18 protein-coding genes and 1 other RNA gene are annotated in these 18537 nt (G+C 66.0%); 8 read left to right on the top strand and 11 right to left on the bottom strand.

The annotated features are described in order from the left end of the window. Positions 1-51: 51 nt before the first annotated feature. From ASE00_RS02880 to ASE00_RS02860, 5 genes are all read right to left on the bottom strand, one after another. Positions 52-426 carry a response regulator gene (locus ASE00_RS02880; RefSeq protein WP_056377646.1) on the bottom strand — a complete coding sequence of 125 codons (375 nt, stop codon included), beginning with the start codon at positions 424-426 and terminating at the stop codon, positions 52-54. 80 nt (positions 427-506) lie between these two features. Beyond that, positions 507-944 (bottom strand): chemotaxis protein CheW, encoded by a 438-nt coding sequence (locus tag ASE00_RS02875; RefSeq protein ID WP_235538519.1) that lies wholly within the window; start codon positions 942-944, stop codon positions 507-509. Continuing rightward, positions 941-3400: a chemotaxis protein CheA gene (locus ASE00_RS02870; RefSeq protein WP_056377644.1), complete on the bottom strand. Its 2460-nt coding sequence runs from the start codon at positions 3398-3400 to the stop codon at positions 941-943. Before ASE00_RS02870 ends, ASE00_RS02875 begins: the two co-directional genes overlap by 4 nt. Positions 3401-3494: 94 nt before the next feature. Beyond that, on the bottom strand, positions 3495-4124 hold the full coding sequence (locus ASE00_RS02865) for a histidine phosphotransferase family protein (protein ID WP_056377642.1): 630 nt from the start codon (positions 4122-4124) through the stop codon (positions 3495-3497). An 88-nt stretch (positions 4125-4212) separates the two neighbouring features. Then, positions 4213-4611: a Mov34/MPN/PAD-1 family protein gene (locus ASE00_RS02860; protein ID WP_056377640.1), complete on the bottom strand. Its 399-nt coding sequence runs from the start codon at positions 4609-4611 to the stop codon at positions 4213-4215. Positions 4612-4628: 17 nt separating this feature from the next. On the opposite strand from ASE00_RS02860, the gene ASE00_RS02855 reads away from it, so the two are divergent. The 4 genes from ASE00_RS02855 to mtgA all read left to right on the top strand — a co-directional run bounded on the left by ASE00_RS02855 (position 4629) and on the right by mtgA (position 8928). Continuing rightward, positions 4629-5585: an RluA family pseudouridine synthase gene (locus tag ASE00_RS02855; protein WP_056377638.1), complete on the top strand. Its 957-nt coding sequence runs from the start codon at positions 4629-4631 to the stop codon at positions 5583-5585. Positions 5586-5694: 109 nt separating this feature from the next. Continuing rightward, positions 5695-6600 (top strand): RNA polymerase sigma factor RpoH, encoded by a 906-nt coding sequence (gene rpoH, locus ASE00_RS02850; protein WP_056377637.1) that lies wholly within the window; start codon positions 5695-5697, stop codon positions 6598-6600. A gap of 122 nt (positions 6601-6722) precedes the next feature. Then, on the top strand, positions 6723-8219 hold the full coding sequence (locus tag ASE00_RS02845) for a hypothetical protein (RefSeq protein ID WP_056377635.1): 1497 nt from the start codon (positions 6723-6725) through the stop codon (positions 8217-8219). A 13-nt stretch (positions 8220-8232) separates the two neighbouring features. Then, the gene (gene mtgA / locus ASE00_RS02840; RefSeq protein WP_056377633.1) at positions 8233-8928 is read left to right on the top strand and encodes a monofunctional biosynthetic peptidoglycan transglycosylase; all 696 of its coding nucleotides are present in this window, start codon (positions 8233-8235) and stop codon (positions 8926-8928) included. A gap of 18 nt (positions 8929-8946) precedes the next feature. Here the strand turns inward: mtgA and ASE00_RS02835 are convergent, their stop codons facing one another. The 6 genes from ASE00_RS02835 to gatC form a co-directional block, all read right to left on the bottom strand. Beyond that, positions 8947-9285, bottom strand: a complete 339-nt coding sequence (locus ASE00_RS02835; protein ID WP_056377631.1) for a YbaB/EbfC family nucleoid-associated protein — start codon at positions 9283-9285, stop codon at positions 8947-8949. Then, positions 9282-11114 (bottom strand): DNA polymerase III subunit gamma/tau, encoded by a 1833-nt coding sequence (locus tag ASE00_RS02830; RefSeq protein WP_268801334.1) that lies wholly within the window; start codon positions 11112-11114, stop codon positions 9282-9284. Before ASE00_RS02830 ends, ASE00_RS02835 begins: the two co-directional genes overlap by 4 nt. Positions 11115-11170: 56 nt before the next feature. Then, positions 11171-11268: signal recognition particle sRNA small type (gene ffs, locus ASE00_RS22770), an RNA gene on the bottom strand. 83 nt (positions 11269-11351) lie between these two features. Beyond that, positions 11352-12836 (bottom strand): Asp-tRNA(Asn)/Glu-tRNA(Gln) amidotransferase subunit GatB, encoded by a 1485-nt coding sequence (gene gatB, locus ASE00_RS02825; protein WP_056377629.1) that lies wholly within the window; start codon positions 12834-12836, stop codon positions 11352-11354. Beyond that, the gene (gatA, locus tag ASE00_RS02820) at positions 12833-14320 is read right to left on the bottom strand and encodes an Asp-tRNA(Asn)/Glu-tRNA(Gln) amidotransferase subunit GatA (RefSeq protein ID WP_056377628.1); all 1488 of its coding nucleotides are present in this window, start codon (positions 14318-14320) and stop codon (positions 12833-12835) included. Before gatA ends, gatB begins: the two co-directional genes overlap by 4 nt. Continuing rightward, entirely contained in the window at positions 14320-14607 is a 288-nt protein-coding gene (gene gatC, locus ASE00_RS02815) for an Asp-tRNA(Asn)/Glu-tRNA(Gln) amidotransferase subunit GatC (RefSeq protein ID WP_056377626.1), read from the bottom strand. Before gatC ends, gatA begins: the two co-directional genes overlap by 1 nt. Positions 14608-14745: 138 nt before the next feature. Here gatC and ASE00_RS02810 point away from each other — a divergent pair, with 138 nt between their 5' ends. The 4 genes from ASE00_RS02810 to ASE00_RS02795 are packed head-to-tail and all read left to right on the top strand — an operon-like array spanning position 14746 to position 18529. Continuing rightward, on the top strand, positions 14746-15858 hold the full coding sequence (locus ASE00_RS02810; protein ID WP_056377624.1) for a DUF3089 domain-containing protein: 1113 nt from the start codon (positions 14746-14748) through the stop codon (positions 15856-15858). Further along, positions 15855-16310, top strand: coding sequence for a Holliday junction resolvase RuvX (ruvX, locus tag ASE00_RS02805; protein WP_056377622.1), 456 nt, complete (start codon positions 15855-15857; stop codon positions 16308-16310). The genes ASE00_RS02810 and ruvX overlap by 4 nt, the downstream gene beginning before the upstream one ends. A 42-nt stretch (positions 16311-16352) precedes the next feature. Beyond that, positions 16353-17303, top strand: coding sequence for an aspartate carbamoyltransferase catalytic subunit (locus ASE00_RS02800; protein WP_056377620.1), 951 nt, complete (start codon positions 16353-16355; stop codon positions 17301-17303). After that, on the top strand, positions 17300-18529 hold the full coding sequence (locus ASE00_RS02795) for a dihydroorotase (RefSeq protein ID WP_056377619.1): 1230 nt from the start codon (positions 17300-17302) through the stop codon (positions 18527-18529). The genes ASE00_RS02800 and ASE00_RS02795 overlap by 4 nt, the downstream gene beginning before the upstream one ends. The last annotated feature ends 8 nt before the right edge of the window (positions 18530-18537 follow it).

Raw genomic sequence — 18537 nt, 5'->3', positions numbered from 1 at the left:
ATCCGCTGTTCCATATCTGACGTTGCCCCTTGGGCCCGCCACGGTCATGATTCAGGCGACGCCGACGAGCTGCAGCTTGCTTTCGAGCGTCTCGCGATCGAAAGGCTTCATCATATATTCGTCCGCGCCCGCGTCGATCGCGGCGCGGATATGCGCGACATCATTCTCAGTGGTGCAGAAGACGACCTTCGGGCGGTTCGCTATGCCCGACGCGCCCAGCGAACGCAGGAATTCCATGCCGGTCATCACCGGCATATTCCAGTCGAGCAGGATGACGTCGGGCAATTCCTGCCCCGCCGTCGTGCAGCGATCGAGCGCTTCGCGGCCGTCGCCGGCCTCTTCGACATTGAACTGAAGCGCTTCCAATATGTGACGAGCGACCTTTCGGATCACCTTGGAATCGTCAACCACCAGGCAGGTCTTCATCACGATCTTCCGTCTTTGTCAGTGCGTCTTGCCGCACATGGTAAAGCTGTACCGGTAAGCGCCCCGTTAACGGCCGGAGCTCAGGCAGCGAGATCGAGCGGTCCGGCGATCATCGCCGGCACGTCGATCAGCAGCAGTGGCTGACCGTCATGTTCGAGCACGCCCTTGGAGAAGCGGACCCAGCCCGGCGACAGCAGCGCCCGGGGCTTTGCCGCGGCGCCCTCGATCGGCACGACATCGTCGACATTGTCGACGAGCAGGCCATAGAGATGGCCGTCGACAGTAACGATCACCGCCTGCTTCTCGCCCCGGGCGCTCTGTCCCTCGCCCAGCGCCGCGATCGTGTCGATCACCGTCAGGACGCGGCTACGCAGCGCGAACAGGCCGAAGACATGCGGCGGCGCGCAGGGCACCGGGGCGATATCCTCCACCTCGACCACCGATTCGACGAAGGAGGCGGGCAGCACGGCGCGCTGGCCGGCGATTTCCACTATCAGATAGAGATCCTGCATCATCATGCGCCTCGCTTGTTCCAATGCCGGCGCAGTTCGGCGGTCAGGCCGGCGCGGTCATATCGCCAGAAGCTCTCGGGCGAAGCGCCCCTTTCCTCGGAGGTCGGCCGCAGCCGCACTACCGCCCCGGCCTCGACCGGCCCGGCTGCCGATCCGTCAGCCATGATCACCAGATCGGCCTTGACCCCGCCGGGCTCGTCCTGAGCGAAGACCACGCTGTAACCCGCGCTCTCAACGAGCGGCGCGAGCACCTGCCGGGTCCAGGGATCCTCGTCGGACAGCAGGCACACCGGACGCTGGGCCGGCGTCGGATCGTTACCCAGCCCTTGCGCGAACAGCCAGAAGGCGTCGATGAACTCGACCGGGCGTTCGTCGACCAGCATCACCCCGGCGACCGGCCCAGCCACTCTGCTGCGTTGCAGGTCGACCGTCACCGGCACGATGTCGATCACGCTGTCGATCGCATAGGCCAGCTCTTCATTGCCGTCATGCATGCGCAGCACCCGTACCTTCATGTCGGTGATCGGCGCGCCGCACGTGACGAGCGGGACAAGGCGACCGTCGATGTTGAGCCGCGCACGGCCCGCCGTCTTGCTGATCGATGCGGAGAAACAATCCTCGATACGCTCGACCAGCGCGAGCGGAATGCCGCGCTCGACGCCGTCGAGATCGCGGAACAGCAGCACCGGCACCGCGCCTTCATTTTCCATCACATCCTCGACATCCTCGGCGACGGCATCGGCGGTCCCCTTCTCCTCGCGGCGAACCCCGGCCTTTTCGGCGACGCCCGCTACGTCGAGCAGCAGCATCGGCCGGCTGTTGTCGGGCAAGGTGGTGCCGCCATAGATGCCGCACGCCATCACGACGGGCGCGGCCGGCTTGACCACCAGTTCCTCATGGTCGTGCACCGCCTCGACCGCGAGCGCATAACGCGCGCCGCCGGACAGTTTGAGCACCACCAGATTGGCTGGCTCGCCGCCTTCGGCCAGGCCGATTACATTGCTGAGCGTGACCACCGGCAGGCGGGTCCCGCGGATGAAGACGATATCCGCGCCGCCCAGCGTACCCATCTTCACCGCATCGCCGCCGATGCGGACGATCTCGTCGATCGCCGAGCGCGGGATGGCGAAATGCTGGCCGCCGCTGCTGATGGTCAGCGCCGGGATGATGGTGAGGGTCAGCGGCACCCGCAGCGTCAGGCGCAGGCCCTGACCCGGGCGGCTGTCGAGATCGACGAGGCCGCCGATCCGTTCGACGTTCGCGCGGACGACGTCCATGCCGACGCCACGTCCCGAAATTGCGGTCACTTCCTGCGCGGTCGAAAGTCCGGGCTCGAAGATCAGCTCCAGCTTGCGGTCCCAGCTCAGCGACGCCGCGCGCTCTGCACTGATCACGCCATTGGCGACAGCCTTCTGGACGAGCTTGTCGGCGTCGATGCCGCGGCCGTCGTCGATGATCTCGATCAGGATCTGGTTGCCCACCTGACGCGCGCTGACGTGCAGGCGGCCAGCCGCCGGCTTGCCGGCCAGGATCCGCGCTTCGGGCGCTTCGATGCCATGGTCGATCGCGTTACGGACGATATGGGTCAGCGGATCGCGAATCATCTCGATCATCTCGCGATCGAGCTCGACGTCGCCACCGTCGATCTCCAGCTGGACCTGCTTGCCCAACTCGGCCGACACGTCGCGGACCATGCGCGGAAGCGCCGTGAAGAGATGCTCGACCCGCGCCATGCGGGTTCGGGTGATCGCGTCGCGCATTTCGGCGATGCATAGCGACAATCGCTCGAAGGCGACCTCAGTGGTCGACTCGGTGCCGCTGTCGCGCAGACGGCGGGCGAGTTCGTTGCGTGCCAGCACCATGTCCGAGACCCCCGCCATCATCCGGTCGAGCAGGTCGACCGGCAAGCGGATGGTGCGCGACACCGCGCGCGGCGTGGCCGACGCGACGGTCACGGGTCCAGCTTCGACAGGGGCGGTCTCGACCGTTTCGACCGTTTCAGCGGCTTCCACGGGGTCGATCGCGAGTGCAGCCTCTACCGCGAGCGAAAGTTCGAGGTCGGCATCGGTCTCGTCGCGCGGCTCATCCGCAGCGGCGTCGGGCTGGAGCGCGGCGATCAGCAGATGATCGTCGGCGTCCGAAATGACATGACCGGTCTCGATCGCGTCGGTCAGCTCGGCGATCCGGTCGAGCATGGCGAGCACGGCGCTCACCAACTTCGAGTCGGGGCGGCGGCGGTCGGCGCGGACGTCGGCAAGGACATCCTCGGCGGCATGGCTGAGCTTTTCGAGGCGGGGCAGATCGAGGAAGCCGCAGCTTCCCTTCACCGTGTGGACGAAGCGGAAGATGGCGTCGAGCCGCGAGCGGTCGTCGGGCGCGGCCTCCCACGCGACGATCTCGCCAGCCAGAGCTTCGAGCGTCTCGCGTGTTTCCGCGACGAAATCGCCGAGCAGATCGTCCATCTCATCCTTCCCGAACCAAAAATCCGGGTCGTGATGGCATCGATATGGTTAAGACCGGGTATACGGCGGCCGATAAAGCGGCTTCGCCTGCGGTTCAGAGCGGCAGGTTCGCTCCGATCATCAGCACACCCTCTTCGGGTTGCGACACCTGCACGGTGCCGCCATGCTCGTCGAGCAGCAGATGGACCAGCCAGGCGGCGGCCGCGCGCGGGCTGATCATGTCGGGATCGGATTCGCCGAGCAGCGCATTCCTGATCTCGGCGTCGAGAATCAGCCGGGGGCCTTCGGCGCGGATCACGATCTCGCCGCCCTCGGCGCCGATATCCAGCTGCCCGCCGCGGACCAGCGCGTCGCCTGCGATCAGTGCGAGATTGAGCAGCACTTTCAGTGCGGCCTTGGGCAGCGTCGCGGCCTCGACCATCCAGCCGAGCTTTACCTTGCCGGCCGGACCGTGCAGTCCTTCCAGCGCGGTCAAGGCCTCACGGCTGTCGACCTGTTCGCCGAAGCCGCCCGCCGCACCGAAGGCGAGCCGGAAGAATTTGAGCTTGTTGGCCGAGGTCCGCGCGCTTTCCGCCAGCAATTCCATGCAACGCTCGCGCATCTCCGGATCGGTCTCGTCGGCCAGCAGTTCGATGCCGTTGTTGAGCGCGCCGACCGGCGACAGCAGGTCATGGCACAGCCGCGAACAGAGCAGGCTGGCGAATTCTGCCGAGCGGTTGACCATGGGCAATTCCTTGTTGGCGACCACATTGGCTATTTCTGGTCGGGTCTTTCGGGTCGCGTCTTTTGACAAGCGGCGGCACGTTGCGCAATCAGCGATTGTCGGGCTCGACCAACGTCATCGGGTCGAAACGCCCCGCCGCTGCGGCGAACCAGCCGCGCACGTCGTTCCCGGCGATGATGATCCAGCAACTGCCGGGCTCGGCCGCCTCGGCGTCGCGTGCCGACGGCGTCGCCGTCCCGCGCGGGTGCGAATGGTAATGGCCGATCACCGCCGGCCCGCCCGTCCGCGCGGCGCGGTGCGCGGCGATCAGCGCCACAGGATCGATCTCGAAACTGTCCTCCGGCATGGCGGCGACATTGTCGCAGGGCAACAGCCCTTCTATCCGGCGGTTCCGGCCCAGCAGCAGTCCGCAGATCTCCCTGTCGGGGCTTGCCGCGGCGGCCCGTCGCATTTCGTCCAGCAGTACCCTTGATATCGTCAGATCCATCGCCACATCGCTACAGGATGACCGGGGGGAAATCGACATTGCAGGCAGTCATGCCGCAGGACGCACAGGGCTGGCGGCTCGATCGCGCCCTCGCCATCGCCATTCCCACTCTCTCGCGCGAACGGCTGAAGGCGCTGATCTCGTCCGGGCAGGTCAGCACCGAAAGCGGCGGGCTCGCCCGCGATCCGGCGATGAAGGTCGTGCCCGGCGCGCGCTTCACCGTGGTCGTGCCCGATCCCGCCCCCGCGCATAACGAGGCGCAGGATATCCCGCTCGTCATCGCCTATGAGGATGAGCATCTCATCGTCGTCGACAAGCCCGCCGGGCTGGTCGTCCACCCCGCGGCAGGCAATTTCGACGGCACCCTCGTCAACGCCCTCCTCCACCATTGCCGCGGCACCCTGTCGGGCATTGGCGGGGTCGAGCGACCCGGTATCGTCCACCGCATCGACAAGGACACGTCGGGGCTAATGGTCGCCGCCAAGACCGATCCGGCGCATGTCGGCCTCGCCGCGCAGTTTGCGAAGCACAGCATCGACCGGCGCTACAAGGCGATCGTCGCAGGGTTGCCACGGCCCGCCGAAGGCACGGTCGATGCTCCGCTCGCGCGATCGAGCGCCAACCGCAAGAAGATCGCGATCGTCGAGGACGGACGCGGAAAACGTGCAGTGACCCATTACAGCACGATCTCGCGGCTTCGCGGCGCCGCTATGGTCGAGTGCCGGCTGGAGACCGGCCGAACGCATCAGGTCCGCGTTCACATGGCGTCGCTCGGCCATCCGTTGCTCGGCGACCCGGTCTACGGGCGCACCCGGCCGGAACACCGTGAGTTGCTCAACCGTTTGAATTTCAAACGCCAGGCGCTCCATGCCGCCCGCTTGGGGTTCATCCATCCGGTGACAAGCGCGCCTTTATGTTTCGAAAGCGAAATTCCGCCGGATATGTGCGAATTGTTCAGCGAATTGACAAATTAGGTGGTATAGATGTTACAGAACGGTACGGGGTGATTCTCCGACGCCGGTTTGAACAGGGTTCGAAAGGTCCGATGCGCCTCCAGGCATCGAGATGGGAGTGGTATTGATCATGGCAAGCGGAAAGAACGTGCCCGCCACGATCCCCGCACTGGGCGGGGAGCAGAGCCTCAACCGCTATCTGGCCGAGATCCGGAAGTTTCCGCTGCTGACGGCGGAAGAAGAATATATGCTCGCCAAGCGCTTCCAGGAGCATGGCGATCCGGAGGCGGCGACCCGCCTCGTCACCTCGCACCTCCGCCTCGTGGCGAAGATCGCGATGGGTTATCGCGGCTATGGCCTGCCGGCGAGCGAGCTTATCTCCGAAGGCAATATCGGCCTGATGCAGGGTGTTAAGAAGTTCGAGCCTGATCGCGGCTTCCGCCTCGCCACCTATGCGATGTGGTGGATCAAGGCCTCGATCCAGGAATATATCCTGCGCTCGTGGAGCCTCGTGAAGATGGGCACCACCGCCGCGCAGAAAAAGCTGTTCTTCAACCTGCGGCGGATGAAGTCGAAGCTCGACGCATTCGAGGACGGCGATCTTCGTCCTGAAGACCTGCGCAAGATTGCGACCGATCTCGGCGTGTCCGAGGAAGAAGTGACCAACATGAACCGCCGCATGTCGATGGGCGGGGATGCGTCACTCAACGTTTCGATGCGCGAAGATGGCGAAGGCGAGTGGCAGGACGCTCTGGTCGACCAAGGCGCGCTGCAGGACGAGCGGATCGCCGAGGCCGAGGAAAAGAGCGTGCGGCACAACATGCTCAATGAGGCGCTGGCTGCGCTTAACGATCGTGAGAAGCATATCCTGGTCGAGCGGCGGCTGGTCGACGAGCCCAAGACGCTCGAGGAATTGAGCCAGGTCTATGGCGTCAGCCGCGAGCGCGTGCGCCAGATCGAGGTACGCGCCTTTGACAAGCTGCAGAAGGCGATGATGCGGATAGCCGGCGAACGGCGCCTGCTTCCCGCCGCCTGACCGCCACGGCTTCTGAAGCATAGGGGCGTCGCCTGCGGGCGGCGCCCTTTTCGTATCGCAGCGGCAAAGGGCTGTGACGACCGACACTGACAGCCGTTGCACAGGCTGTTAAGGTGCGTGGCATGGCGGGGGTCATGACAGCGCGGGGGGCACCGCGATCGATGGGAAGAGGCGGACGCGCCGCGCTGGCCGCGGTGTGCGCCATCCTCGTCGCGTCGGCGCTGCTCACCGGCCCGTCGCTCGACGATTTCTGGACACTCTATCTGTCAGATTCCGCGCGCGGCCTGCCTGCGCTGGTCGATGCCCGCTGGATTCAGGACATCCATCCGCCGCTGTTCAACGCCTGGGCGACATTGCTGTCTATGGCGGGGGTCGGCTCGGTGCCGATCGCCCGGCTGCTGTCGAACCTGCCCGCGCTGCTCGTCCTGCTGTTCACCGCGCGGCTTTTCCGGAGGCGGCTTCCCGAACAATCGGCCTTCTACAAGATATTTCTGCTGCTGATGCTGTCGGCGCCCGCGACGATCACCGCCTTCGGCATCTATCGCGGCGATTTCTGGCAACTCGCCGCCTTCGCTATCCAGATGATGCTCGCGCGGCACATCATTTTCGTCCAGCAGGATTATCGCAGCAGCCGCGACGGACTGCTCCTGTTGATCGCGATGCTGGCGACGATCGTGTCGATCACGCTCGATTATGGCGGCGCGCTGTTCGGCGGCGTGGTCGCGATGGCGACGGTGCTGGCGGCTATCGCACGCGGCCTGCGGCGCTGGGCCCGCTCGCTATTCATCGCGCTCGTCATCGCGGTGACGACGGTGGTATACGCGATCTCCTGGCAGGCCCTGGCCTGGAACGCGACTTTCGACCTCTACCAGAACTGGATCGAGATGGGGGACGCGACCGCGAGCGGCATCCTGTTCGGCCTGATCTTCAGCACGTTGTTCCATAATCCCATAGCTCTCGCAGGCGGTTATCTCGGCCGCGAGAACTGGGACAAGAGCGACAGCGCCTTCGCGGTGTTGACCGGCGCCACGCTCGTCGCCGCGCTGGTCGCGATCAGCCAGGTCGATGCACAGCGCCGGCTGATAACCGATAGCAACACCGCCGACATCGCCGTGATGGTCACCGCGCTGATGGCGGCCGCCGGCGCGAAGATTGCCCGGCGGCGGCTGTGGATGAACGTCCTCGCGGCGGTGGCTGTCCTGTCGAGCGGCGTGGCGCTGGTCGCCATCGGGCTGCACGGCGGCTGGCACACCGCCGCCAAGAAGATCGCCCGTACGATCCGGGAGTGTCCGGCAACACGCGTCTATGCCGCATCGGGCTGGCGGCTCGACGACGGCGCCCGATCGAGCGCCGCCCGGCGCGAGGAGCCCGTCTTCAAGATGGGCTATCGCCTGATCGGTGGGGCGCATGGCTTCAAGCCGCCCGTCATCCACCCCGACACGCCAACCATCGTCACCCCTAACGGATGCCCGGTGCTATTGTGGATCGAGCGCGTTCCGGCGCGCAGGACGATCAAGCCCGTCAAGCTGATCAAAGCCGTCGATCTTAGGGGGCTCGATACAGCCCGCCTCTCCGTAGTCCGCACCGAAACGGGGCTTATACTGCGCGCCGACCCCTGATATCGGCATCTCCATGGCCAAACAGACCGTTGCGCGCAGCGTCAGCCGCTGGATCATCAAGGGACTGCTCATCTTCGTCATCGGCTCGATCGTCTGGGTCGGCCTCTACCGTTTCCTTCCTCCACCGGTGACCGTGACGATGCTCGCCAACGCCGTGGATGGGCGCGGCATCACGAAGGACTGGATGTCGCTCGACGCGATGTCGCCGAATATGGCGCGCGCCGCGATCGCCGCCGAGGACGGCAATTTCTGCAGCCATTTCGGCTTTGATTTCAAGGCGATGCAGAAAGCTTTCAAGAGCAATCTACAGGGTGAACGGCGGATCCGCGGCGGCTCGACGATCAGTCAGCAGACCGCCAAGAACGCGTTTCTCTGGCAGAATGGCGGCTATCTCCGCAAAGGGCTGGAGGCCTGGTTCACCCTGCTGATCGAGTTGATGTGGCCCAAGCACCGCATCATGGAAGTCTATCTCAACATCGCCGAAACCGGGCTCGGCACCTATGGCGCGAATGCCGGGTCGATGCGCTATTTCAAGCATGATGCCTCGCGACTGAGCCGCGCGGAAGCCGCCAGGATCGCTGCGGTCCTGCCCCTTCCCAAGAAACGCGCCGCGATCGCGCCGACCGGCTTCACACGACGTTATGGCGACAAGATCGCTCGCCGCATCGGTCAGGTGCAGCGTTACGGACTGGACAGCTGTTTGAAGTGAGGCGGTCCCCGCCTCTCCTCAGCTGAACGGCAGCTTGAACCCTGCCGGAAGCGGCAGGCCCTGCGTCAGCTTCTGCATCTCGGCGTTCGACGCTGCGTCGGCCTTGGTGCGGCAGTCGTTGATCGCAGCGGCGATCAGGTCCTCGAGCATCTGCTTTTCCGACGCCGCCATCAGCGAATCGTCGATCGACACGCCAAGGATGCGGCCCTTGGCGGTCGCGCGGATCTTGACCAGGCCGCCGCCCGCTGCGCCTTCGACCTCGATCTTGTCGAGCCCGGCCTGCGCCTGTTCCATCTGCGTCTGTATCGTCTGCGCCGCGTTCTGGGCGGCGGCGATCATTTCCTCGAGGCTTTTCATGATGCGAGACTCCGTGGTTCGGGCGCGCTGTAGCTGATCAGCTCGGCATCGGGAAAGGCCTCGCGCGCAGCCTTGATCAGCGGCGAATTGAGAATGGCGTCCTTGGCGGCGTCGGCCTCCGCCAGTTCGCGGTCGCGCAGCGATGGCGCGCCGGGTTCGGACACCGCTTGCACGGTCCAGCGCTCGCCGGTGATGTCCTTCAGCGCGGCGACCATATTGCTGTAGAAATCGGGCTTGAGCTTGTCGGTCTCGCTGAGCAGGAGCTCCAGCCCGTCAAGCTTCACCAGCCGCCCATGATCGTGCAGTTGCAGCGCCAGCAAAGCCGAACGCGGCTTCAGCAGGTCGTGCAGCGCCTCGATACTGCCTGGGAGCGATGGCGCAGCCTCTCGGGCGGGAGCCGGCGGCGCGATCGGTGCCGGCTCGATCGCCTGCGGTTGCAGAGCCGGTCCTGCGACCGGTGCCGGAGCCGGAGCGGCAGCGGGTGCAGCGCTGGGCGCGGCCCCTACGCTGATCTCGCCCGAGGCGAGCCTGCGCGCCAGTTCGCCGGGATCGGGCAGCTGGCTGGCATGGACGACACGGAGCAGCGCCATTTCCGCCGCCTCGATCGGCATAGCGGCGGTCTGCACTTCGCCATGCCCCTTGAGCAGCAGCTGCCACAGCCGGTGCAGCGTCGCGAAGCCGAGCTTGCCCGACCATATGGCGAAGGCCTCGCGCTCCTCGACCGACAGCGCCGGATCATCGGTGCCCGCAACCTTGGCGCGGGTGACGCCATGGCAGGTTTCGAGCAGCCCGTGCAGCATCGCCGCAGGCTCGACGCCCAGATCATATTGGCCGCGCACACCCGCCAGGACAGCGGTCGCATCGCCCTTCAGCAGGTCGCCGAACAGCCGCCGGATCGCGCCGCGATCGGACAGGCCCAGCATGTCGCGGACCTGCGCGGCCTCGACCCGGCCAGAACCATGGGCGATCGCCTGGTCGAGGATCGACAGGCCGTCGCGCGCCGATCCTTCCGCCGCACGGGCTATCAGCGCGAGCGCCTCGGGCTCGGCCTCGACGCCCTCGGCCGTGACGACCGAGGTGAAATGCGCGGCGAGCTTGTCGGCAGGAATGCGGCGCAGATCGAACCGCTGGCAGCGCGACAGCACGGTGATCGGCACCTTGTTCACCTCGGTCGTGGCGAACAGGAACTTCACATGGCCCGGCGGTTCCTCCAGCGTCTTGAGCAGTCCGTTGAAGGCCGCCTTCGACAGCATATGGACTTCGTCGATGATGTAGATCTTGTAGCGCGCCGAGACCGATGCATAGCGCACCGCCTCGATGATCTCGCGGATGTCGTCGATGCCCGTGTGGCTGGCGGCGTCCATCTCGACCACGTCGATATGCCGACCCTCGGCGATCGCGACGCAGGGTTCGCAGACACCGCAGGGATCGATCGTCGGCCCGCCCTGCCCGTCCGCGCCGACGCAGTTCAGCGCCTTCGCGATCAGCCGCGCCGTCGAGGTCTTGCCGACCCCGCGAACCCCGGTCAGCAGGAAGGCATGGGCCAGCCGGTCCCGCCGGATCGCATTGGCCAGCGTCGTCACCATCGCATCCTGGCCGATCAGCTCGCCGAAATTCTGCGGCCGATATTTGCGCGCGAGGACGCGGTAAGGTTGCGGAGATTCGGACATCGCCATGAGCTTAGCCAGCCTAGCCCTACTTGTCTTTGATTCTTGCGCGGTCTTCGGCCAGCACGCCGGCGCGGTTGGCGTATCGTAGATTGGCTCAGGCCGAGCTGAAAATAGTGACGTTCGAAAACCGTCGCACAGCGTACTTCGGTACGTGAGCACCGGAAGCGCATAAGGATGCTGATTGCAGGCTGGGCTGGGTCAATTGACGACATGCCTGAGGTGGGAGCCGGAACGACCCGACACGAAATCGTTGCGGCTGCTTCCTTCCGGACCTGACCGGGTTGGCGACGGCACCGTCCGCCCGACTCCCGCGGCGCATATGGGGGAAGCTGCGCGGCGATGCAAGGCCGCCCTTTTCAGGATATCCTCTCCGCCACCCTCATTCGATTTCGAGGGTCAACCCAGCGCCTTCTTGAGCAGGTCGTTGACCACGCCCGGATTGGCCTTGCCCTGCATCGCCTTCATCGTCTGGCCGACGAAGAAGCCGAACAGCTTGTCCTTGCCGCCGCGATATTCTTCGACCTTGTCGGCATTGGCGGCCATGATCTCGGCAATCACCTTTTCGATCGCGCCGGTGTCGCTGGTCTGCTTGAGCCCGCGCTCCTCGACGATCTTCGCGGGATCGTCGCCGGTTTCGAGCATGATCTCGAACACCTGCTTGGCAAGCGTGCCGGACAGCGTGCCGTCGGCGACCAGACCGAGCAGTTCGGCGCCCTGTTTCGGACTGACCGGGCTTTCGCCGATATCCTTGCCGAGCCGGTTGAGCGCGCCAAACAGGTCCGAAATCAGCCAGTTCGAGGCGGCACGGCCAACCTCGCCCGCCGGCTTGCCGGTGGCAGCGACCAATTCCTCGAACCAGCGCGCGGTCTCGACATCGGCAGTGATCACCGCGGCATTATAGGCTGGCAGACCCAATTCACCCTCATAGCGGCGGCGCTTGGCGTCGGGTAGTTCAGGCAGCTCGGCGGCGCAGGCTGCGACGAATTCCTCGCTCAGCTCTAGCGGCAGCAGGTCCGGATCTGGGAAATAGCGATAGTCATGCGCATCCTCCTTGGAGCGCATCGACCGCGTCTCGTTGCGATCGGGATCGTAGAGGCGGGTTTCCTGGACGATCTTGCCGCCGGCTTCGAGCACGTCGACCTGGCGGTTCGCCTCGCCCTCGATCGCCGCCATCACGAAGCGGATCGAATTGACGTTCTTGGTCTCGGTGCGGGTGCCGAGTTCGTCGCCGACCTTGCGCACCGAGACGTTGACGTCGGCGCGCATCGAGCCTTCTTCCATATTGCCGTCGCACGAACCGACATAGCGAAGAATCGATCGTAGCTTCCGGAGATAAGCCCCTGCTTCGGCAGGCGAACGCATGTCCGGCTTGGAGACAATCTCCATCAGCGCGACGCCCGAACGGTTAAGATCGACATAGGAGCGGGTCGGGTGCTGGTCATGCATCAGCTTGCCCGCGTCCTGCTCGACATGAAGCCGTTCGATGCCGATCGTCTTGGGTTCGGCGATGCCGGCCTTCTCATCGGCGTCGATCTCGATCGCGCCCTCGCCCACCAGGGGATGGTAGAGCTGGGAGATCTGATAGCCCTGCGGCAGATCGGCGTAGAAGTAGTTCTTGCGATCGAAGCGCGACCAGCGGTGGATTTCCGCGCCCAGCGCCATGCCGGTCTTCACCGCCTGGCGAATGCACTCCTTGTTCGGGACGGGGAGCATGCCCGGCATCGCGGCGTCGATCAGCGACACATTGGCGTTGGGCTCGGCCCCGAAGGTCGCCGAAGCGCCCGAGAAAAGCTTGGCCTTCGACACGACCTGCGCATGGACCTCGAGGCCGATCACGACCTCCCATTCGCCCGTGGCGCCCTGGATACGATAGCTGCTCATTTCGCCCACCAGTTCTGCGGCTTGGCAGTGAAGCCCGCGCGCTCCTCGATCGCCAGACCGGCGTTCAGCACGCCCTGCTCGTCTAGCGGGCGGCCGATGATCTGCAGGCCCAGCGGCAGGCCCTTGCTGTCGAGCCCGGCGGGAACCGACATGGCCGGCACACCGGCGAGGCTCGCGGGCACGGTGAAGACGTCGTTCAGATACATCTCCAGCGGATCGGCGCTCTTTTCACCCAGCGCGAAGGCCGCCGACGGCGCGGTCGGCGTCAGCAATATGTCGACCTGCTTGAACACCTCCTCGAAGTCGCGGGCGATCAGCGCGCGGACTTTCTGCGCTTTGGTGTAATAGGCGTCGTAAAAGCCCGCCGACAGCACATAGGTGCCGATCAGGATGCGGCGCTTGACCTCGGGCCCGAAGCCTGCCGCGCGGGTCGCAGCGTACATGTCCTGAAGGTTGGCGCCCTCGGGCAGGTCGCGCAGGCCGTAGCGTACGCCATCGTAGCGGGCGAGGTTCGACGAGGCCTCGGCGGGGGCGATGATATAATAGGTCGGCAGCGCATAGCGCGTGTGCGGCAGCGATACGTCGACGATCTCGGCCCCGGCGTCGCGGAGCCAGTCGATCCCCTTCTGCCACAGCGCGTCGATCTCGGGCGGCATGTTGTCGACCCGATATTCCTTGGGGATACCGACCTTCTTGCCCTTGAGGTCGCTGGAGAGGTCAGCCTCCCACTGCGGCACCGCGACGTCGAGCGAGGTCGAGTCCTTCGGATCGAAGCCTGACATAACCTCGAGCAGGATCGCGCTGTCGCGGACGTCCTGCGCCATCGCCCCGGCCTGATCGAGTGACGAGGCGAAAGCGACGATGCCGAAGCGCGAGCAGCGGCCATAGGTCGGCTTGATGCCGGTGATGCCGGTGAAGGCGGCGGGCTGGCGGATCGAGCCGCCGGTATCGGTGCCAGTCGCGGCGGGTACGATCCGCGCCGCGATCGCCGAGGAGGAACCGCCCGACGAGCCGCCCGGCGCCAGCGCCGCGTTGCCGCCGTTGTTGCGCCGCCACGGCGAGACGACATTGCCGAAGGCGCTGGTCTCGTTCGACGAGCCCATCGCGAACTGGTCGAGGTTGAGCTTGCCGAGCATGCCCGCGCCCGCTGCGAACAGCTTGCCGGTCACGGTCGATTCATAGGTCGGGGTGAAGCCGCCGAGGATGCCGCTCGCCGCCGTCGTCTGATAGCCCTCGGTGCAGAACAGGTCCTTGATGCCCAGCGGAACGCCCGACAGCGGCCGCAGATCACCCGCTGCGCGCGCCTTGTCGGCGGCGTCGGCCGCGGCCAGCGCATGATCGGGCGTCTCGATGATGAAGGCATTGAGCGCTTTCGCCGACGCCACCGCGCCGTTGAACGCTTCCGCCACCTCACGTGCGGTGAATTCGCCCGCGCGGAAACCGTCGCGGATTCCCGCAATGCCCAGATCGGTGATTTCAGCCATTATTCGATCACCTTCGGCACCGCGAAGAAGCCATGCTCGGCCTGTGGCGCATTCGCCAGCACCTTGTCGCGGATATTGCCGTCGGTGACGACATCCTCGCGCAGGCGCTGATGATTGGGGATGACGGCGGCAAGCGGGGCGACACCATCGGTGTTCACCTCACCCAGCTGCTCGATCCAGCCCAGGATGTTGTTGAGTTCGGGAACCATCGCTTCGACATCGCCGTCGGTGACGGCGATGCGGGCCAGGCTCGCGATCTTGCGGACGGTAGCGGCATCGACTGACATGGCCGGGCGGCTAGCATCCGGCGGTCTTTGCTTCAAGCAGACATCTGAGCGCCGGATGGGTTGGACGCACGCGCGATTGCCCGCTACGCACTTGCCCGACCGCCTATTTCATGTTGCACTGCACCATCGGAGCCCGAATTGCTCGCTCGCCGTTTCCTCTACCTGATCGCGGGGTTGATCGTGCTGACACTGGCCGCCGGTATTGGCTGGACGCTGTTCCAGGATCAGCTTCTGCGCTTTGCCTTCGTTCCCAACGGCCGGTTCTCGGCTTCGGCGGCGGGCCCCTCTCCCGACTACAGCAAGGCCGGAGCATGGCTGTCGCGGCCCGACCTGTCCGACGATCCGTCGCGCTGGGCGCCGCCGGGGCATAGCGCGGCAACGCGGCCCGACATCGCGGTCTTCTATGTGCCGCCGACCACCTATTACGCCAAGGCAAGCTGGAACGCACCGCTCGATAATGAGGAATCGCGCCGCTGGCTGCGGGTCTTCGGGTGGAGCGAGGCGAGCGCCTTCAACAGCACCGCAATGATCTGGGCCCCGCGCTACCGCTCGGCGGCGCTCGGCGCCTTCCTGACCGCGGCGCCCGATTCGGCGCGGGCGCTCGATCTCGCTTATGGCGACATCAGCCGCGCGTTCGACGTCTTCCTCGCCCAGACTCCGGCGTCGCGACCGATCATTCTCGCCGGGCACAGCCAGGGCAGCGTTCATTTGATGCGCCTGATGAAGGAACGGATTGCCGGCACGCCGACCGCAAAGCGGATCGTCGCCGCCTATCTGGTCGGCTGGCCGATCTCGGTCGAGGCCGACATCCCCGCGCTCGGCCTGCCCGCCTGCACCGCGCCAGGGCAGCCGGGCTGTATCCTGTCATGGCAAAGCTTCGCAGAACCCGCCGAACCGCGCATGATCCGCGAATTGTTCGAACAAACACCCGGCCTGACCGGCAAGAGCCGCAAGGGCACCACAATGCTCTGCGTCAACCCGCTTACCGGAGCGCCCGGCACCGCCGCCCTGCCCGCCGCCAATCTCGGCTCGCTCATGCCGCGTCCCGACTTCATGGGCGCGGAGCTGAAGAAAGGCGCGATCGCTGCGCGCTGTGATCCGTCCGGGCTGCTGCTGATCGGCGGCCCGCCCAAGGGCTTCGACAGCTATGTGATGCCGGGCAATAATTATCATGTGTTCGACTATGCGATGTTCTGGGGCAATATCCGCGCTGATGCCGAAGCCCGTGCAAAGGCCTTTCTGACCCAGTGATCTGCACCTCCACCCTGGATTTTCGCGACGCGCTGCCCGATCGCGGGCGGCTCGCCGGGCTCGACGTCGGCACCAGGACGATCGGGGTAGCGCTGTGCGACGCCGGCTGGACGATCGCGAGCCCGGCCGAGACGATCATGCGCGCCAAGTTCAGCGTCGATGCAGCAAAATTGCGCGCCTTGCTGACGGCGCAATCGGCGAAGGGGATGGTGATCGGCCTGCCGCTGAACCTCGACGGCAGCGACAGCCCGCGCACGCAATCGGTCCGCGCCTTCGCCCGTAATGTCGAGGGAATCGGCCTGCCGATCCTGCTGTGGGACGAGCGCTGGTCGACCGCCGCGGTCACCCGCACCCTGATCGACGCCGACGCGAGCCGCGCCCGCCGCGCCGAACTCGTCGACAAGCTGGCGGCCGCTTATATTTTGCAGGGCGCGATCGACGCGATGATTTGAGCGGTTGAGCTTACCGCAACACCGGTCTACAGCGCGGCTTTAATGTCTTCATCATTTCCGCACCGCCACCTCACGGGCATCTACGGACTTCAGCCGCACGAAATCCTGTTCCTGCTCGACGAAGCCGAGCAGTGGATCACGCTGAACCGCGCCACCACCAAACATGACGGCCGGCTGTCGGGCCTGACCCTGATCAACGCCTTCTTCGAGAACTCGACGCGCACGCTGCTGTCGTTCGAGATCGCGGGCAAGCGGCTGGGCGCCGACGTCGTCAACATGGCGGTCGGCCAGTCGAGCGTGAAGAAGGGCGAGACGCTGATCGACACCGCAGTCACGCTCAACGCGATGCGCGCCGACATGATCGTGATCCGCCACCAGTCCTCCGGCGCGGTGCAGTTGATCGCCGACAAGGTCGATTGCCCGGTGCTCAACGCGGGCGACGGGCGGCACGAACACCCCACACAAGCGCTGCTCGACGCGCTGACGATCCGCCGCCGCAAGGGGAAGATCGGCGGACTGACGGTCGCGATCTGCGGCGATGTACTGCACAGCCGGGTCGCGCGCTCGAACATCCTGGCACTCACCGCGCTGGGGGCCGAAGTTCGCGTGGTCGCCCCGCCGACGCTGATGCCCGCCGCGATCGACCGGTTGGGCGCGATACCCTTCACCGATTTCGACGCGGGCCTCGACGGCGCCGACGTGGTGATGATGCTCCGTCTCCAGAATGAACGGATGGACGGGGCCTATCTCCCCTCTCCGCGCGAATATCATGCGCTCTACGGGCTCACCCCCGAACGGCTGGAGCGCGCCGCGCCCGACGCGCTGGTGATGCATCCGGGGCCGATGAACCGGGGCGTCGAAATCACCAGCAGCGTCGCCGATCACCCTACCCGATCGGCGATCACCGAGCAGGTCGAGATGGGCGTCGCAGTGCGCATGGCCTGCCTCGACGTGCTGACCCGCCGACGCCGCGGCGTGGAGGGCTGGGCATGACCGCGCCGCTCGCCATCCTCAACGCGAAGCTGGTCGATCCGGTCGCGGGAACGGTCTCGAACGGCGGCGTCCTGATCCGCGACCGCCATATCGCGGCGACGGGCGCATTCGACCTGCCCGCCGATATCGAGACGATTGACGCCAAGGGCGCGCATCTCGCCCCTGGGCTGATAGACCTCGGCATCTTCGCGATCGACATGCCCGCCTTCACTGCGGGCGGCATCACCCGCGCGGTGCTGATGCCCGATCAGTCGCCGCCGCTCGATCATGCCGCGCTGGTCCAGCGCGCCGCCGCCGCAGGCAAGCCCGATGTCTGGATCCACCCGCTCGCCGCCGCGACCAAGGGGCTGCGCGGCGAAGAACTCGCCGAGATCGGCCTGATGAAGGCAGGCGGCGCCTGCGCGGTCGCCACCGGGCGGGACTGGATCGCCGATTCGGGGGTGATGCACCGGTTGCTGTCCTATGCGCATTCGCTTGGTCTGCCGGTGATCAGCCATGCCGAGGACAGCGGACTTACGGCAGGCGCGGTCGCGACCGAGGGCGAATATGCCACCCGCATGGGCCTGCCCGCCGCCCCTGCCGCCGCCGAGGCGATGGCGGTTGCGCGCGACATCATGCTTGCCGAACAGAGCGGCGCGCGCCTCCATTTCCGTCAGTTGTCGACCGCGCGCGCCTTCGACCTGGTCCGCGACGCCAAGAGGCGCGGCCTGCCGGTCAGCTGCGGGATCAGCCCGGCGCATCTGTTGCTCTCCGACGTTGCCATCGGCGGCTTCCGCACCTTCGCCCGGCTGTCGCCGCCGCTACGCGCAGAGGATGATCGTCAGGCCGCGCTGGCAGCGCTCGCCGACGGCACGATCGACCTGATCTGCTCGAGCCATGATCCGCAGGGCCCCGAGGCCAAGCGCCTGCCCTTCGCCGATGCCGAAGCGGGCATGTCCGGCGCAGAGACGTTGCTCACCCTGTCGCTGGCGCTGGTTCGCGACGGCGTGATCGATTTGCCCCGGCTGATTGCCCTGCTCTCCTCAGCGCCCGCGCTGCTGCTCGGGCTTCCCGGCGGCACGCTGGACGTCGGCGGAGAGGCGGATCTGGTGCTGTTCGATCCCGATACGCCGTGGCGGATCGATTCGGATCATATGGCGTCGCGGGCGGGCAACACGCCATTCGACGGCCTGCCGGTTCAAGGCAAGGTGCTGAAGACGATCAAGGGCGGCGTGGCGCTCGGCTGAGCGCAGCC

This window comes from Sphingomonas sp. Root710 (genome assembly GCF_001429065.1).
In the GTDB taxonomy this organism is placed as follows: Bacteria; Pseudomonadota; Alphaproteobacteria; order Sphingomonadales; family Sphingomonadaceae; genus Rhizorhabdus.
The sequence above is the reverse complement of the archived record's forward strand: the minus strand, read 5'-3'. Positions and strand labels throughout refer to the sequence as shown.

Coding starts and splice junctions, on each gene's coding strand:
- gatC (WP_056377626.1), bottom strand. CDS start 14,607: ATGTCAGTCGATGCCGCTACCGTCCGCAAGATCGCGAGCCTGGCCCGC.
- ASE00_RS02800 (WP_056377620.1), top strand. CDS start 16,353: ATGTCTTCATCATTTCCGCACCGCCACCTCACGGGCATCTACGGACTT.
- ASE00_RS02875 (WP_235538519.1), bottom strand. CDS start 944: ATGATGATGCAGGATCTCTATCTGATAGTGGAAATCGCCGGCCAGCGC.
- ASE00_RS02795 (WP_056377619.1), top strand. CDS start 17,300: ATGACCGCGCCGCTCGCCATCCTCAACGCGAAGCTGGTCGATCCGGTC.
- ASE00_RS02845 (WP_056377635.1), top strand. CDS start 6,723: ATGGCGGGGGTCATGACAGCGCGGGGGGCACCGCGATCGATGGGAAGA.
- ASE00_RS02860 (WP_056377640.1), bottom strand. CDS start 4,611: ATGGATCTGACGATATCAAGGGTACTGCTGGACGAAATGCGACGGGCC.
- ASE00_RS02865 (WP_056377642.1), bottom strand. CDS start 4,124: ATGGTCAACCGCTCGGCAGAATTCGCCAGCCTGCTCTGTTCGCGGCTG.
- ASE00_RS02880 (WP_056377646.1), bottom strand. CDS start 426: ATGAAGACCTGCCTGGTGGTTGACGATTCCAAGGTGATCCGAAAGGTC.
- gatA (WP_056377628.1), bottom strand. CDS start 14,320: ATGGCTGAAATCACCGATCTGGGCATTGCGGGAATCCGCGACGGTTTC.
- mtgA (WP_056377633.1), top strand. CDS start 8,233: ATGGCCAAACAGACCGTTGCGCGCAGCGTCAGCCGCTGGATCATCAAG.
- rpoH (WP_056377637.1), top strand. CDS start 5,695: ATGGCAAGCGGAAAGAACGTGCCCGCCACGATCCCCGCACTGGGCGGG.
- ASE00_RS02835 (WP_056377631.1), bottom strand. CDS start 9,285: ATGAAAAGCCTCGAGGAAATGATCGCCGCCGCCCAGAACGCGGCGCAG.
- ASE00_RS02870 (WP_056377644.1), bottom strand. CDS start 3,400: ATGGACGATCTGCTCGGCGATTTCGTCGCGGAAACACGCGAGACGCTC.
- ASE00_RS02855 (WP_056377638.1), top strand. CDS start 4,629: ATGACCGGGGGGAAATCGACATTGCAGGCAGTCATGCCGCAGGACGCA.
- gatB (WP_056377629.1), bottom strand. CDS start 12,836: ATGAGCAGCTATCGTATCCAGGGCGCCACGGGCGAATGGGAGGTCGTG.